Origin of the sequence: Paraburkholderia aromaticivorans (assembly GCF_002278075.1) — a bacterium.
GTDB lineage: Bacteria > Pseudomonadota > Gammaproteobacteria > Burkholderiales > Burkholderiaceae > Paraburkholderia > Paraburkholderia aromaticivorans.
Genome location: NZ_CP022989.1, coordinates 2,378,961 through 2,394,549, shown reverse-complemented (window position 1 = coordinate 2,394,549; position 15,589 = coordinate 2,378,961). Strand labels below are relative to the sequence as shown.

The 15,589-nt window shown below is 62.3% G+C and carries 9 protein-coding genes; 4 read left to right on the top strand and 5 right to left on the bottom strand.

Features of this window, described 5'->3' with window-relative positions:
• Positions 1-55: 55 nt before the first annotated feature.
• Entirely contained in the window at positions 56-1,960 is a 1,905-nt protein-coding gene (locus CJU94_RS10990; RefSeq protein ID WP_095418711.1) for a propionate--CoA ligase, read from the top strand.
• A gap of 77 nt (positions 1,961-2,037) precedes the next feature.
• On the opposite strand, the gene CJU94_RS10985 is transcribed toward CJU94_RS10990, so the two are convergent.
• The 3 genes from CJU94_RS10985 to CJU94_RS10975 all read right to left on the bottom strand — a co-directional run bounded on the left by CJU94_RS10985 (position 2,038) and on the right by CJU94_RS10975 (position 9,373).
• The gene (locus tag CJU94_RS10985; protein WP_095420297.1) at positions 2,038-2,853 is read right to left on the bottom strand and encodes a 5'-methylthioadenosine/adenosylhomocysteine nucleosidase; all 816 of its coding nucleotides are present in this window, start codon (positions 2,851-2,853) and stop codon (positions 2,038-2,040) included.
• Positions 2,854-2,963: 110 nt separating this feature from the next.
• On the bottom strand, positions 2,964-5,315 hold the full coding sequence (locus CJU94_RS10980; RefSeq protein ID WP_095418710.1) for a UvrD-helicase domain-containing protein: 2,352 nt from the start codon (positions 5,313-5,315) through the stop codon (positions 2,964-2,966).
• 200 nt (positions 5,316-5,515) lie between these two features.
• Positions 5,516-9,373 carry a DNA-binding protein gene (locus CJU94_RS10975; protein WP_095418709.1) on the bottom strand — a complete coding sequence of 1,286 codons (3,858 nt, stop codon included), beginning with the start codon at positions 9,371-9,373 and terminating at the stop codon, positions 5,516-5,518.
• Positions 9,374-9,634: 261 nt separating this feature from the next.
• Here CJU94_RS10975 and CJU94_RS10970 point away from each other — a divergent pair, with 261 nt between their 5' ends.
• Both CJU94_RS10970 and galU read left to right on the top strand, forming a co-directional pair.
• Entirely contained in the window at positions 9,635-12,514 is a 2,880-nt protein-coding gene (locus CJU94_RS10970) for a valine--tRNA ligase (RefSeq protein WP_095418708.1), read from the top strand.
• Positions 12,515-12,587: 73 nt separating this feature from the next.
• Positions 12,588-13,469 (top strand): UTP--glucose-1-phosphate uridylyltransferase GalU, encoded by an 882-nt coding sequence (gene galU, locus CJU94_RS10965; RefSeq protein WP_095418707.1) that lies wholly within the window; start codon positions 12,588-12,590, stop codon positions 13,467-13,469.
• Between the two features lie 126 nt (positions 13,470-13,595).
• On the opposite strand, the gene CJU94_RS10960 is transcribed toward galU, so the two are convergent.
• Positions 13,596-13,823, bottom strand: coding sequence for a sulfurtransferase TusA family protein (locus CJU94_RS10960; RefSeq protein ID WP_041746333.1), 228 nt, complete (start codon positions 13,821-13,823; stop codon positions 13,596-13,598).
• A 296-nt stretch (positions 13,824-14,119) separates the two neighbouring features.
• On the opposite strand from CJU94_RS10960, the gene CJU94_RS10950 reads away from it, so the two are divergent.
• Positions 14,120-15,388 carry an IS256 family transposase gene (locus tag CJU94_RS10950; protein ID WP_425272189.1) on the top strand — a complete coding sequence of 423 codons (1,269 nt, stop codon included), beginning with the start codon at positions 14,120-14,122 and terminating at the stop codon, positions 15,386-15,388.
• Here CJU94_RS10950 and CJU94_RS10945 read toward each other — a convergent pair.
• The gene (locus tag CJU94_RS10945) at positions 15,372-15,539 is read right to left on the bottom strand and encodes a hypothetical protein (protein ID WP_157763733.1); all 168 of its coding nucleotides are present in this window, start codon (positions 15,537-15,539) and stop codon (positions 15,372-15,374) included. The two genes, CJU94_RS10950 and CJU94_RS10945, sit on opposite strands and share 17 nt — an antisense overlap.
• Between the last annotated feature and the right edge of the window lie 50 nt (positions 15,540-15,589).

The window sequence follows — 15,589 nt, the reverse complement described above, 5'->3', positions numbered from 1 at the left end:
ACACGGCAGCGCGCCCCGACATGCGTTCACTCACGCAGCAGAAGGATCGCCGCAGATGACCAGCTATCGCGACTTCCATCGCCGTTCGATCGAGCACCCCGAGGCATTCTGGCGCGACGAAGCGCGGCGCATCCACTGGCAGACGCCGTTCGACACGGTGCTCGACCGTTCGAATCCGCCGTTCGCGCGCTGGTTCGTCGGCGGCCGCACGAATCTCTGCCACAACGCGGTGGACCGTCATCTGGCCGAGCGCGCGCAGCAGAACGCGCTGGTGTATGTCTCGACGGAAACCGGCATCGAGCGGCGCTACACCTACGCCGAACTGCACGCGGAAATCAATCGCATGGCCGCGGTCATGCGCTCGCTCGGCGTGAAGCGTGGCGACGTCGTCCTGCTCTATTTGCCGATGATCCCCGAGGCCCTGTTCGCGATGCTCGCGTGCGCGCGGCTCGGCGCGATTCATTCGGTGGTGTTCGGCGGCTTCGCCGCGCCGAATCTCGCGGCCCGCATCGACGATGCGAAGCCCGTGCTGATCGTCACCGCCGACGCCGGCGCGCGCGGCGGCAAGGTGATCGACTACACGCCCCTCGTGGACGAAGCGCTCGCCCGCGCGAGCCACAAGACGCCGCGCGTTTTGCTGATCGACCGGCAACTCGCGCCCGAGCGCCTCAACGCGAGCTACCTGGTCGCCTACGAACCGCTGCGCGAACAGTTTTTCGACGCCCACGTGCCGTGCGAGTGGCTCGAATCGAACGAGCCTTCCTATGTGCTGTACACGTCGGGCACGACCGGCAAGCCGAAGGGCGTGCAGCGCGACGTCGGCGGCTATGCGGTCGCGCTGGCCGCGTCGATGGAACATATCTTCCAGGGCAAGCCGGGCGACACGATGTTCACCGCCTCCGACGTGGGCTGGGTGGTCGGCCATAGCTATATCGTCTACGCGCCGCTGATCGCGGGCCTCACCACGGTGATGTACGAAGGCACGCCGATCCGCCCGGACGGCGGCATCTGGTGGCGGCTCGTCGAGCATCACAGGATCAATCTGATGTTCACCGCGCCGACCGCCTTGCGCGTGCTGAAAAAGCAGGACCCGGCGTTCCTGAAGAAAGCCGATCTGTCGAGCCTGCGCGCGCTGTTCCTTGCCGGCGAGCCACTCGACGAACCGACCGCCGCATGGATCGCCGACGCGCTCGGCAAGCCGGTGATCGACAACTACTGGCAGACCGAAACCGGCTGGCCGATGCTGGCCATTCCGCGCGGCGTCGAAGCGCTGCCCACCAAGCTCGGCTCGCCCGGTGTGCCGTCGGCGGGTTTCAATCTGACCTTGCGCAACGAGCTGACCGGCGAGCCTTGCCCGGCCGGCGAAAAAGGCGTGCTCACGCTGGCCTATCCGCTGCCGCCGGGCTGCATGTCGACGGTATGGGGCGACGACCGTCGCTTCGTCAGCACGTACTGGTCAAGCGTTCCGAACCAGCAGGTCTATTCGACCTTCGACTGGGGCGTGCAGGACGAGGACGGCTACGTGACGATCCTCGGCCGCACCGACGACGTGATCAACGTCGCCGGTCACCGGCTCGGCACGCGCGAGATCGAGGAAGCGCTGTCGAGCCACGCGGCCGTCGCGGAAGTGGCGGTGGTCGGCGTGGCGGACGCGCTCAAGGGCCAGGCGGCGATGGCCTTCGTGGTGCTGCGCGACGCGCAGGCCTATGCCGACGCGAAAAAGCGCAGCAAGCTGGAAACCGAACTCATGGCGACGGTGGACCGTCAGCTCGGCGCGATTGCGCGGCCGACGCGGGTCGTCGTGGTGCCGATGCTGCCGAAGACGCGCTCCGGCAAGCTATTGCGACGCGCGATCGCGGCACTCGCCGAAGGGCGCGAACCGGGCGATCTGCCGACCATCGAGGATCCGGCGGCTTTGCAGCAGGTGCGCGAGGCGCTGGGCGACGCCAGCGACAAGTAGCATGCAACGGGCGCGCCGGGTCGACGCGCGCGCCATTGTCGTCGTGAGCGCCGGCAAAACGCGCTCGACGCCATCCGTCAGACTCGTGAACTCCGCGCCTGCAGAAACCGCGTCAGAATCGCGTTCGAATACGTCCCGGCAATCTCCGTGAGAAACGACACGAACGACGCCGGCGCGTGATCGTCCGCGGTATCCGAGATGGTGCGCACGACCGCGCATGGCACGCCGTATTCGTGACACACCTGCGCGATGGCCGCGCCTTCCATCTCCACCGCGAGCGCATTCGGCAGCGCATCGCGCAAAGCGCGAACGCCCGCCGCGCTCGCCACGAACTGATCGCCGCTGATGATCAAACCGCGATGTACGCGCGGCTCGCGCGTACCGAAACGCGCTGCCGAGGCCGCGCCCTCTTGCGCGACGAAGCATTCGCAGGCCGCCGCCAACTGCCCGGCCAATGCCGCATCGGCGCTGAAATGCGAGATGCCCAGCAACGGCACTTCGAAACGCGGAAACAACGGCGATGCGTCGAGATCGTGCTGAAGCAGCGTGTCGGCGACGACGATATCGCCCACCCGCACCTCGGTCCCCACGCCGCCGGCCACGCCGGTGAACACGATCGCTTCCACGTCGAACGCGTGGATCAGCGCGCTGACCGTGGCCGCCGCCGCGACCTTGCCGACGCGCGCCAGCGTGACGACGCACGGCGCGCCGTGAACGGTGCCCAGGTGATAGTTTCGCTGACCGTGCGTGATGGTGCGCACGCCGGCCTCGGCACGCATCGCTTCGAGCAGATCGCCGAGTTCTTGCGGCAAAGCCGCCAGAATCCCGAGCGGCCGATGCGAAACCGGCGCGCCGCCGCGGTTCGGGTCGAGCGCGGACGTGCGCGCGGCCATGGTGCCTGCGTCAGCCGCTCCTGCCCCGGCCACTCGCGTGCCGGCCGCGCCCGCGTCAGCCGTTCCTGTGCCGGGCGCGCCCATCCCCGGCATGCCGGCGTCCGCCCCGCTCATTCCACCGCCTGCAGTTTGGCGACCGCGAGCGCCAGCCACTTCTCGCCGTGCCGCTTGAATTTGACCTGCGCCTTCGCGTCGGTGCCGCCGCCTTCGAGCGCGGTGATCGTGCCTTCGCCGAACTTGGTATGGAACACCTGTTGTCCCACGCGGAAACCCGTTTCCGCCGCACGCTGTTCATTGGCGAACGCGGGCAACTGCGCCGGTGTGGATGAGGCAGGTCCCGTATAACCCGGCCGCGCGAACCAGTCGCGCCCATAGCCCGCGTTGTCCGAACGGCCGCCCCAACGCGCGCCCGCCTCGACTTTCGGCGTGAGCCACTTGAGCGTTTCCTGCGGCAGTTCGTCGAAGAAACGCGAGCGGATGTTGTAACGGGTCTGGCCGTGCAGCATGCGGCTTTGCGCGAAGGACAGATACAGCCGCTCCTTCGCCCGCGTGATCGCCACGTACATCAGGCGGCGCTCTTCCTCCAGACCGTCCGATTCCATCGCGCTGTTCTCGTGCGGGAACAGCCCCTCTTCGAGACCGGTGATGAACACCGCCGTGAATTCGAGGCCCTTGGCGGCGTGCACCGTCATCAGTTGGACGGCCTCCTGGCCGGCTTGCGCCTGGTTGTCGCCCGCTTCGAGCGACGCGTGCGACAGGAAGCCGGCGAGCGGCGTCATCGTGTCCGGGTTTTGCGCGGGATCGGCGATGCCCGGTGCGTCGAGCACGACGGTATTCGGATCGTCGGTGGCGACGGCCAGTTCGGGTGCGGCGGTCGCGCCCGGACGCAGCGGAATGGAGCGCGCCGGCGTGTCCATGCCGTAGCCCTCTTCGCTGACGAACGCGGCGGCCGCGTTGACCAGTTCCTGCAAGTTCTCCAGCCGGTCCTGGCCTTCGCGCTCGTTCTGGTAGAACTCCGCGAGGCCGCTGGTGCGGACCACGTACTCCACGGTTTCCGGCAGGCTCATCTGCTGCGTTTCCGCGCGCATCTTGCCGATCAGGTTCGCGAAGCCCGCGAGGCTCGAACCCGCCTTGCCCGCGACGTACGGAATCGCCGCGGCCATCGAGCAGTTGTACAGGCGCGCCGCGTCCGCGAGTTGCTCGATGGAGCGCGCGCCGATGCCGCGGGTCGGGAAATTGACGACGCGCGCAAACGCGGTGTCGTCGTTCGGATTGTCGATCAGGCGCAGATAGGCGAGCGCGTGCTTGACTTCCTGGCGCTCGAAAAAGCGCAAGCCGCCGTACACGCGGTACGCGATGCCCGCGTTGACCAGCGTGTGTTCGATCGTGCGCGACTGGGCGTTGCTGCGATAGAGAATCGCGATTTCGCTGCGCGACGTGCCGGTGCTGATCAGCGCCTTGATTTCCTCGACGATCCAGCCGGCTTCCTGCGAATCGGTCGCGGATTCATACACGCGCACCGGTTCGCCGTGGCCCGCGTCGGTACGCAGATTCTTGCCCAGACGCCGCGAGTTGTTGGCGATCAGCTGATTGGCGGCGTCGAGAATATGGCCGTGCGAGCGGTAGTTCTGCTCGAGCTTGATCAGGTGGCGAACGTTGAACTCGTGTTCGAAGTCGCGCATGTTGCCGACGTTCGCGCCGCGGAAAGCGTAGATCGACTGGTCGTCGTCGCCGACCGCGAAGATCGAGTTGGTCTGGCCCGCCAGCAGCTTGAGCCACGCGTATTGCAGCTTGTTGGTGTCCTGGAACTCGTCGACCAGAATGTGCTTGAAGCGCGCCTGGTAGTGGGCGCGCAGCGGCGGATTGTGCGCGAGCAGCTCGTAGCAGCGCAGCAGCAATTCCGGAAAGTCGACGACGCCTTCGCGCTGGCACTGCTGGTCGTAGGCTTCGTAGAGTTCGACGAATTTGCGGTTGAAGTTGTCCGTGGCGTCGACGTCTTTAGGCCGCAGGCCTTGTTCCTTCGCGTTGTTGATGAAGTACTGGAGATTTTTCGCCGGGTACTTTTCGTCGTCGATATTGAGGCCCTTCATCAGACGCTTGATCGCGGACAGCTGGTCCGCGGTATCGAGAATCTGGAAGGTGGCCGGCAGGCCGGCGTCGCGATGATGCGCGCGCAGCATGCGATTGCACAGACCGTGGAAGGTGCCGATCCACATGCCGCGCGTGTCGATCGGCAGGAGCGCGGACAGGCGCGACATCATTTCACGGGCGGCCTTGTTGGTGAAGGTCACCGCCAGAATCGTGGCGGGTGAGGCCAGCCCATGCTGGATCAGCCAGGCGATGCGCGTGATCAGAACGCGGGTCTTGCCGCTGCCCGCGCCGGCGAGAATGAGCGCCGGCTCGTTGGGGAGCGTGACGGCGGCGTGTTGTTCGGGGTTTAGATTGGCTAGCAGGTCGGGCATTTGTCTGGAGGGGCGGCAGGTCGTTCGACATTATATGCCCCCGGGAGGAATGGCTTTTTCGTCGTCACGGCGCTTTTGTCTGTGCGGGTTCGGGTGTGCCGCTTCACGGCCTCAACTGTTGGTGGACTGGCATTGCGCGTGAACGGGCAGCCCCTCGCCCGCAGGGCATGCCCGCGCCCGGTAAGTCGCCTACGGGGTGCTCAGGGATTCGAGCTCAGTATTTTTTGAATGTCTTCCACTCGCGCATCAATCAGATTGGCAATGAATGACGCGCTCACACCGCTTCTGTGCGCCAGATTTCGGATTTCAGCTTTATCGGCCTCGCTGAGCGCAGTCGTTCCATGATGAGACAGTTGCGCTGTGGGGACGTCCATAACATCGTCCTGCGGTGCCACGAGTGGTAAATCCCCCTCGTGCAAACGCTCGATCGCCGCGTAAGGTTGATTGAGTTGCGCAGCAACGTCCTTAAGACTCCCGCCTTCATTCATTGCACGAACCGCCTCGATTTCCTGCTCTGGAGAAAGCGGTGGAATCCACTCGTAATGATCGCCACGTCCCAGCGACATATCGGATGACGTACCCGGTTGTGGAAACCGCGAGCGAGCTATATAGCCACCCGCATACTGCTGCTCGACAAGCGCAACCGTACTTTCGGGCAAGTCGGTCGCCTTGGCGAGATCGCCGGTCGTCAGGCAATAGTCCACATTGCTGAGTATCCGTGCGATGTCGTCCAGTTGCTCCGGCGTCACCGAATCCATGGTTTGCGTCTGGAATTCATTAACAAGGCTACGGGCCTTCCACGGAGAAATGCCGAGTTTCGCGGCAACCTCCTCTTTGTCATAACCCTTCTCGAACATGTCCATTGCCGCATCCCGGTCTTTCGAAGTGAAATGGCTGTCATGTGTACCTTCGCGTATACCGTCGGTCAGACGCCTGACATAGTCGGGATGCATGTCTAGCGACTCGGCCACCTCTTCGGCGGACTTTCCTTGCTCCAGAAGCTCCCTCGCCAACGAATCTCTTGCCATCCGGTGTTCGTTGGCAATCCCCCGCACGGTTTCAAATGGAAGTTTCAGATCCCGTGCAATTTCTCTGGAAGTTTTGCCCTCGTCCAGTTGCTGAATCGCCGCTGTCCGGTTTTCCGGCGTCGTATTCCACCACGACCTTTTGTAAGTAGCGGGGTTGTAATTGACGAGAATGTCGCTGACTTTACTCTTCGAGAACTTGAGCGCGTCGGCAATATGGACATTGGTCTTCCCCTGGTCTTTCAGTGCAAATATCTGGTCGATCTGCTCCGGCGTCACGCCCTTGGGCATGGCAGCAACGATTCCCTCCTGCTTCGCGATCGTCGAAATCGTCGCTTGAGACACGCCCGTCTGCGCGGCGATTTCTCGTTTCAACACGCCCTCCTCGAGCAGTTTGATGATTGTCTGGCGATCTCCGTCCGAAGTTTTCAGGGTGCGCAGAGATGCGGCGGCAGTAAGGGGGATCTTGTGTTTCTCGGCAATTTTGAATACCGAACCTGCCGATATATCTAATTGCCGCGCTATTTCTCGACGCGACATATCTTTCTTCAGCATTTGAATCACTTTCTCGCGGATTTCCGGCGTAATCACAGTGCGACCAGACATAGCTCCGGCAGATGACGCGATACCGGCTTCCTTGGCGATCCTGCCGACAGTCGTTTGGGATACGCCAAATTGCGCGGCTATCTGCCCACGTGACACGCCGTCTTTCAACAACTTGACAATATCTCGCCTGGTTCCGTCTGAGATTGGTACATATTTAAAAGAAGCAGCGGCAAGCGAGGTAATTTTTTCTTGTTTGGCAATTCTGCGTACCGACCCTTCAGATATTCCCAATTTCTTTGCGATTCCGCCGCATGACAAGTCCTCTTCATTCAATAGCCTGATGACTTCCTGCCGGACTTCATCACTAATTTTTTTTCCTGCCGCTCCGCCCCTCAGCCCCACTTCACGATCAAGCTCCCACTTCTGCGTTGTCTCATTCAGGCGGACGGGGTATTGCGGCTTCAAATCCGCCCCTTTGTTAAACACCCGCCAACTGTCTGTATCCCGGTCAAAACGGGCGTGATAAGCCTTTCCGCCAAGTTCGATATACCGGTCACCTTTGGCATCCACCAGGATGCCTCGGGTCGGGCCCGCACGGAGATCCTTCAACGATACGTCGGGATCGGCGTAATTCACCAGCGATCCATGGGGCCCGTCCGCCACGCTCTGGTGCGCGAGCAGGCTGGTGGGATCCACGGCTGGACCAGCCTCGGCCAGGGTCTTCTCCAGCAGCGCCTGTTCCGCTGCCCTCGCGTCGCGACTCAAGGTCTGTTCTGCCTGCAGGCCCTCCAGAACGCCTTTACCCGCTGACTGAACCAGACCTTTGCCGGCAGTGGCGCCGCCCTCTCCAGCCAGGTTGGCCGCCTCGGCATCCCGTGCTGCCGCGGAGACCGCTTTGCCCGCGAGACCGATTTCTCTGGCGATACCCCAGCCTTCCCCACCCAGCATGCCGAGGAGCGCCGATCCATAATCGAGGCCCATGCGGACGTTGTCCGGCAAGGTGGAGGGTTGGAGATCGGCCAGCGGAGCTAAAGGCGTCAGGCCGAGCAGCACGCGCTCAACGCCTTCCAGCACCTGCCCGGCCGTCTTTTCCGCCCGCGCCGCGGGGGTGATGGAATCGTCTTTATAAGTGACGTCCTGGAGGACGGCGTTGTACCGGTCGCTGAGATCACGCACGTAGTCGGCGCTCACGGGCGGCAGGTTGCTGAGAATATCCGTATATTTTTTGGCCGCGCCCACGGATTGCGCATTGAGTGGGCCGCTGACATGATCGTGCCAGGTATCCAGTTTGTCCCGCAATGGCGGCGAATCGTGCATGCGTTCTGTAAAGGCCAGAACGACTTTGTCTTTCAACGCGTCCTCGCCCGGGTTGATCTGAAAAAGTTGACGGCCAATCAGTTCGTAGCGCCTCGCGGGATCGGTCTGCGCCTCGGCTTCCCGCAGAATGCGGTCCACTTCACCGTTGGCCTCCTTCCACTGCGCGTGTTCCACGCGCTGGCGTTTGCCGACTTCGACGGAGATTCGCCCTTGCAGTTTGCTTTTCAGGTCGCTGGCTTCGGCGAATATGCTCTCCCTTTCGCCGGCATCCGCCGCCCCTAGAAACTGTTCGCGCAATTTGTCCAGACTGCCCGAGCGTTCCCGGTCCTCCTTGTTCAGATAGGCTTCGCCCATGGGCGGGTTGAACTGGCCTAGCACCCGGTCGACCGGATCGTTGCGAGCCCGGTTGACTTCCTCGCGAACGGTATGCTCCAGACCGGCCAGCTTCTGGTCTAGTACGTAGCGTTTGTCGCCGTCGGTTTCGAGCTGGTAGGCCGCGCCCACTGTGGCAAGAACACCGCCGTAGAATTGCCGCTCGCTATCCGGAAGCTCGGACAGCATGCCTTGCAAATGCGTTTGCCTTTCCTGAAACCGGATCACCTGAGGCGGATATCCGGTCATTTCCTGCTGGATGCCGGCTTCGATTTCCTGCGCAATTCGGGAGTTGGTCTCGCTGCTGCGGTGAGCGTAGCCATCCACCGTGTCGTACTTCCTGTTGAGTTCCTTGAACTCTTCGGTGCTGGCGGCGGGCAGCATATCTGTGGGTTGCGTGACCTGCGGCGCATTCGCGGCCCCGGCGGAAGACTTGCCGTTCAAACCGTTGAGATCCCCTGCCGCAATGGCACCGGCGCGCGCAGGCACAGCCCTCGCAGAACGGTTTTCGCTCGATAAAGCATCCGGCGCTCTGGCTCTCGCAGTCGCATGGCCGACCTGCACCGGCAGCGCCTCGCCGCAGGTCTGGCGCGACGATAAGGCAGCTGATGTGGAAGGCCCTGCCCGACGGCCGGGGGCATCGTTCTTCTTCGACCCTGCCTGCGAAGCGACGGGTGGTGTGACAGCGGGGTTCGGCAAAGCATTTGCGGCGGGCTCGGGCTTACCGGTGTCTTTGTTCGCCTTATATAGATCCTCCCGCACGGGAGAGGTCGAACCGCTTGCCGGGGATATCGTCATTTTTCCAGACTCCGTGTGAAGGAAAGGAAGGCAGCAAACATGAGGAAAGGCGCGGTGCTGCCAGACCCATTGCAGCACGGCCGAGGTGCAGGGATGTGATACCCGCGTGTACTGGCCCGACGACGTTGCGCGTCCGGTTTGACGCAGACGGCGACCCGGACTCGACTCGCATCTCATCGCGCCTCAAACGGCAAAAATCCCCGGCCGCGGAGCGCCGCTTATAATCAGGCATTCTTTGCATTCACCAGCCGAATCGACACAATGAGCGAGACTCCGAGCGACACCACCTCCACGCTTGCAAAAAGCTTCGAGCCCCAGACCATCGAAGCCCACTGGGGCCCCGAATGGGAAAAGCGCGCGTACGCGACGCCCGTCATCCAGGAAAACCGGAAAGATTTCTCAATCCAGCTGCCGCCACCGAACGTCACGGGCACTCTCCACATGGGCCACGCGTTCAACCAGACGATCATGGACGGCCTCACCCGCTATCACCGCATGCTCGGTGAAAACACCCTGTGGGTGCCGGGCACGGACCACGCGGGTATCGCCACGCAAATCGTCGTCGAGCGGCAACTGGACGCGCAAGGCGTCTCGCGCCACGACCTGGGCCGTGAAAAGTTCGTCGAACGCGTCTGGGAATGGAAACAGCAATCCGGCTCGACCATCACGAATCAGGTGCGGCGTCTGGGCGCCTCGATCGACTGGACGCGCGAATATTTCACGATGGACGACAAGATGTCGGCCGCCGTGCGCGACGTGTTCGTACGCCTGTACGAGCAAGGCCTGATCTACCGCGGCAAGCGCCTCGTGAACTGGGATCCGGTGCTGCTCACGGCCGTCTCCGACCTCGAAGTGGTCAGCGAGGAAGAAAACGGCTCGCTCTGGCACATCCAGTACCCGCTCACGGACGGCTCGGGCCATCTGACGGTCGCCACCACCCGACCGGAAACCATGCTCGGCGACACCGCCGTGATGGTCCACCCGGAAGACGAGCGCTACGCGCGCCTGATCGGCAAGACGGTCACGCTGCCGCTGTCGGGCCGCGAAGTGCCGATCATCGCGGATGATTATGTCGACCGCGAATTCGGCACCGGCGTCGTCAAGGTCACGCCCGCGCACGATTTCAACGACTACCAGGTCGGCCTGCGCCACAAGCTGCCGCAAATCGAAATCCTCACGCTCGACGCGAAGATCAACGACAACGCGCCGGAAAAATACCGCGGCCTCGACCGTTTCGAAGCCCGCAAGCAGGTGGTGGCCGACCTCGAAGCGCTCGGCGTGCTCGAATCGGTCAAGCCGCACAAGCTGATGGTGCCGCGCGGCGACCGCACGGGCGTCGTGATCGAGCCGATGCTGACGGACCAATGGTTCGTCGCCATGAGCAAGCCGGCGCCGGAAGGCACCTTCAATCCGGGCAAATCGATCGCCGAAACTGCGCTCGACGTGGTGCGCAGCGGCGAAATCAGATTCGTGCCGGAAAACTGGACCACCACTTACTACCAGTGGCTCGAGAATATTCAGGACTGGTGCATCTCGCGCCAGCTCTGGTGGGGCCATCAGATCCCGGCGTGGTACGGCGAAAACGGCGAAATCTTCGTCGCGAAAACCGCAGAAGACGCGCGCGCCAAGGCCACGGCAGCCGGCTACACGGGCGCGCTCAAGCGCGACGAAGACGTGCTCGACACGTGGTTCTCATCTGCTCTGGTGCCGTTCTCGTCGCTCGGCTGGCCGAATGAAACGCTGGAGCTCAAGCACTTCCTGCCTTCTTCGGTGCTGGTCACCGGCTTCGACATCATCTTCTTCTGGGTCGCGCGCATGGTCATGATGACCACGCACTTCACCGGCAAGGTGCCGTTCGACACGGTGTACGTGCACGGTCTCGTGCGCGACGCCGAAGGCCAGAAGATGTCGAAGAGCAAGGGCAACACGCTCGACCCGATCGACATCGTCGACGGCATCGGCCTCGACGCGCTGGTCGCCAAGCGCACGACCGGCCTGATGAACCCGAAGCAGGCCGCGTCGATCGAAAAGAAGACCCGCAAGGAATTCCCCGACGGCATCCCGGCGTTCGGCACCGACGCATTGCGCTTCACCATGGCCTCGATGGCCACATTGGGCCGCAACGTCAACTTCGATCTCGCGCGCTGCGAAGGCTATCGCAACTTCTGCAACAAGCTGTGGAATGCCACCCGTTTCGTGCTGATGAACTGCGAAGGCCACGATTGCGGCTTCGGCAAGCCGGCGCAATGCGGCGAATGCGGTCCGGACGGACACCTGAACTTCTCGTCGGCCGACCGCTGGATAGTCTCCCGTCTGCAACGGGTGGAAGCGGAAATCGCCAAGGGTTTCGCCGACTATCGTTTTGACAATGTGGCCAACGCCCTATACAAGTTCGTATGGGACGAATACTGTGACTGGTATCTCGAACTCGCCAAGGTTCAGATCCAGACGGGTCAGCCGAACCAGCAGCGCGCAACTCGCCGCACGCTGCTGCGCGTGCTCGAGACGGTGCTGCGCCTCGCGCATCCGGTGATTCCGTTCATCACCGAAGCGCTGTGGCAAAAAGTGGCACCGTTGGCCGGGCGTTATCCCGAAGGCATGGCTGAGGGTGAAGCGTCCATCATGGTGCAGCCTTACCCCGTTGCCGAACCGTCGAAGATCGATGAAGACGCCGAGCAGTGGGCGGCCGACCTGAAAGCAGTGATCGATGCGTGCCGGAATCTGCGCGGCGAAATGAATCTGTCGCCGGCGGTCAAGGTGCCGTTGCTCGCTACCGGCAACGCGGAGCGCCTGCGCACGTTCGCTCCGTACGCCCAGGCATTGGCCCGTTTGTCCGAAGTGCAGATCATTGCCGACGAAGCAAGCCTGGATGCGCAGGCAGATGGCGCGCCAATTGCTATCGTTGGGAATGACAAGCTCGTGCTGAAGGTGGAAATCGATGTGGCAGTCGAGCGCGAGCGGTTGTCGAAGGAGATTGCGCGGTTGAGCACGGAGATCATCAAGTGCAACGGCAAATTGCAGAATGAGAGTTTCGTTGCAAAGGCGCCGCCGGCAGTCGTTGAGCAGGAGCAGAAAAGACTGGCAGAATTCGAAGCCACGGTGGGCAAGCTGAAAGCCCAATTGGCTCGCTTGCCGGCCTGATCGACGCTCCGTGCCCGCCCCCTGAGAGGCGGGCAAGGACCGATAGCTAATTCAGAGGATTCAGGGTAATCACATGCTAAAAGTTACAAAGGCGGTTTTTCCGGTAGCAGGTCTTGGCACCCGGTTCCTCCCTGCCACGAAGGCGAGCCCGAAAGAGATGCTCCCGATCGTCGACAAGCCTTTGATCCAGTACGCGGTCGAAGAGGCGATGGCGGCCGGCATCACCGAAATGATCTTTGTCACGGGCCGCAGCAAGCGCGCGATCGAAGACCATTTCGACAAGTCGTATGAGATCGAAGCTGAACTCCAGGCGCGCGGCAAGGACAAGCTGCTGGAGCTCGTGCGCAGCATCAAGCCGAGCCATGTGGATTGCTTCTACGTGCGTCAGCCGGAAGCGCTGGGCCTCGGCCACGCGGTGCTGTGCGCCGAGAAGCTGGTGGGCGACAACCCGTTTGCCGTGATTCTCGCGGACGACTTGCTGTACGGCACGCCGCCTGTCATGGCGCAGATGATCGAGGTGTTCGATCACTATCACAGCTCGGTGATCGGCGTGGAAGAGATCCCGGCGCAGGAAACCAAGTCGTATGGCATTGTCGACGGCAAGGAATGGGAAGATTCGATCATCAAGATGTCGGGTATCGTCGAAAAGCCGGAACCGAGCGTGGCCCCTTCGAATCTCGGCGTGGTGGGCCGCTACGTGCTCAAGCCGCGCATCTTCGAACATCTGCGCGCGTTGAAGCCGGGCGCGGGCGGTGAATTGCAGCTGACGGACGCGATTCAATCCCTGCTCGCCGACGAACAGGTGCTGGCGTACAAGTATCACGGCACGCGTTTCGACTGCGGCAGCAAGCTCGGCTATTTGAAGGCGACGGTCGAATTCGCCCTGCGTCACCCGGAAGTGGCTGCGGATTTCGAAGAATATCTGCGCACGCGTTCGCCGGTGCTGGAAGGCTGAGCGGGTCCCGCTAGCCTCCCGATAGCGTCGAACCGAAGTAAAAAGGCGCTGTGCCCTGCTTTCGCGGGCACAGCGCCTTTTGTTTTCTCGCGGCTGCCTGGTTGTCTCGCGGCGTGCGCGCCGGTTTCAGCGGCGTTTCATCAGGAAGGTGAAGACTTTGTCTTGCGCCGAGCTTTCGACGATTTCATTGCCCGTTTGCTTGGCAAACGCGGCGAAATCGCGTTGCGAGCCAGGATCGGTGGCCAGCACCTTGAGAATCTGGCCGCTTTCCATGTCGGCGAGCGCTTTCTTCGCGCGCAAAATGGGCAGCGGGCACATCAGCCCGCGCGCATCGACTTCCTTGTGAATCTGAATTTGCATCGACGATGACCTTCGGGGACAGGGCGTCGTTCGCGACGCCGGACGGAGGCTTGAATTCTACCGCAGGGGGCGCGGGGGTGCTGGGGCGCGGGGTTGTGTCGGTGTTTCTTTTGGGGTTGGCCTTTCCTTGATTTGTAAGTGGTCTATTGGCATCTTCATCTCGGCGCCCATTGCGCGCTCGATGAGTGCCTTGTTGAATGCCAGCATCAGGTCCTGGACCTCGCCGGGCGTCATGGACCTATCCGCGATTTCGTGGGCGGGGCATATCATGAGGGATCAAGGTCATGGATATGCCGATGAAAAAGAAACGGACAGCAGCGTCTCAGGCAGCGGCCCGCGGGCCGCTGCCTGAACTGCCAGATGAGTTGATGGATCAACTGGTCAAAGGGCCTATGTCGCCCGGCGACGTTCAAGACCTGATGCTGGCATTCAACAAGGCCATCATCGAACGGGCGATGGGCGCCGAGATGAATCTGCATCTGGGTTACCCGTCCGGCCAGGTCAAGCCGCTCGGTCAGGTCAACGAACGCAACGGCGCCAGTGGCAAAACCGTCATGACCGACCGCGGCCCGGTTCGGGTCGAGATCCCACGCGACCGGGACGGCAGCTTCGAGCCGATCCTCATTCCCAAGCACGAGCGCCGTTTTACCGGCTTCGACGAGCGCATCATCGCGATGTACGCGCGTGGCATGAGTGTGCGTGAGATCCGCGCTTTTCTAGCCGAGAGCTACGGAACCGAGGTCTCGCCCGATTTCATCAGTTCGGTGACCGACGAAGTCATGGCCGAAGCCTTCGCCTGGCAAAGTCGTCCGCTCGAGACGATGTATCCGGTGGTGTTCTTCGACGCGCTGCGGGTCAAGATTCGCGACGGCGGCATGGTCAGCAATAAGGCCGTGTACCTGGCGCTGGGCATCCAGGCCGACGGCCAGCGCGACGTGCTGGGGCTCTGGATCGAGCAGACCGAAGGCGCGAAGTTCTGGCTCAAGGTGTTCAACGAACTCAAGACGCGCGGCTGTCAGGACATCCTGATCGCCGTGGTGGATGGTCTGAAGGGTTTGCCCGAGGCAATCGCTGCGGTCTACCCCCGTGCCACCGTGCAGACCTGCATCGTGCATTTGATCCGCAATAGCCTGGAATTTGCCAACTACAAGGACCGCAAAGCGCTCGCCCAAGCGTTGAGACCGATCTATGCTGCCGCCAGCGCAGAGGCCGCAGAGCAAGCGTTACGCGACTTCGCCGAAGGGCCATGGGGCGCCAAATACCCGATGATCGTCCAATGCTGGCAGCGTGCCTGGGAGCACGTCATACCGTTCTTCGTGTTCCCCCCGGACATTCGACGGGTGGTGTACACCACCAACGCCATTGAGAGTTTGAACATGCAACTGCGCAAGATCATCAAGACGCGAGGCCATTTCCCGAACGACGAGGCGGCCGTCAAGCTGCTCTGGCTCGCGCTACGCAACATGTTGGCGAAATCGGTGCGGAGCACCTTTGATTGGAAATCCGCGATGAACCAGTTTGCTATTCTGTTCGGTGAACGATTTACGCAGGCCCGTTGAGCACGAGGGTTTTTAACCGCCTCGCCCACGAAAATGCGGACAGGTCCGGCGTCATCGGGCCTCTGACCAGGTCGTCAAGCAGACCTTCCGGCAGGGCAGGCAGCGGCCCTCGGGCCGCTGCCTGCGAAGCGACGGTGCGTTTCTTCTTCATCGGCATATCCATGACTTTTACTTCTCATGATATGCCTCGCCCACAAAATT

What these genes read in the sequence shown, in the direction of transcription:
- CJU94_RS10990 (WP_095418711.1), top strand. Translation starts at nt 56, where the DNA reads ATGACCAGCTATCGCGACTTCCATCGCCGTTCGATCGAGCACCCCGAG.
- CJU94_RS10985 (WP_095420297.1), bottom strand. Translation starts at nt 2,853, where the DNA reads ATGGCCGCGCGCACGTCCGCGCTCGACCCGAACCGCGGCGGCGCGCCG.
- CJU94_RS10980 (WP_095418710.1), bottom strand. Translation starts at nt 5,315, where the DNA reads ATGCCCGACCTGCTAGCCAATCTAAACCCCGAACAACACGCCGCCGTC.
- CJU94_RS10975 (WP_095418709.1), bottom strand. Translation starts at nt 9,373, where the DNA reads ATGACGATATCCCCGGCAAGCGGTTCGACCTCTCCCGTGCGGGAGGAT.
- CJU94_RS10970 (WP_095418708.1), top strand. Translation starts at nt 9,635, where the DNA reads ATGAGCGAGACTCCGAGCGACACCACCTCCACGCTTGCAAAAAGCTTC.
- galU (WP_095418707.1), top strand. Translation starts at nt 12,588, where the DNA reads ATGCTAAAAGTTACAAAGGCGGTTTTTCCGGTAGCAGGTCTTGGCACC.
- CJU94_RS10950 (WP_425272189.1), top strand. Translation starts at nt 14,120, where the DNA reads ATGCCGATGAAAAAGAAACGGACAGCAGCGTCTCAGGCAGCGGCCCGC.
- CJU94_RS10945 (WP_157763733.1), bottom strand. Translation starts at nt 15,539, where the DNA reads ATGAAGAAGAAACGCACCGTCGCTTCGCAGGCAGCGGCCCGAGGGCCG.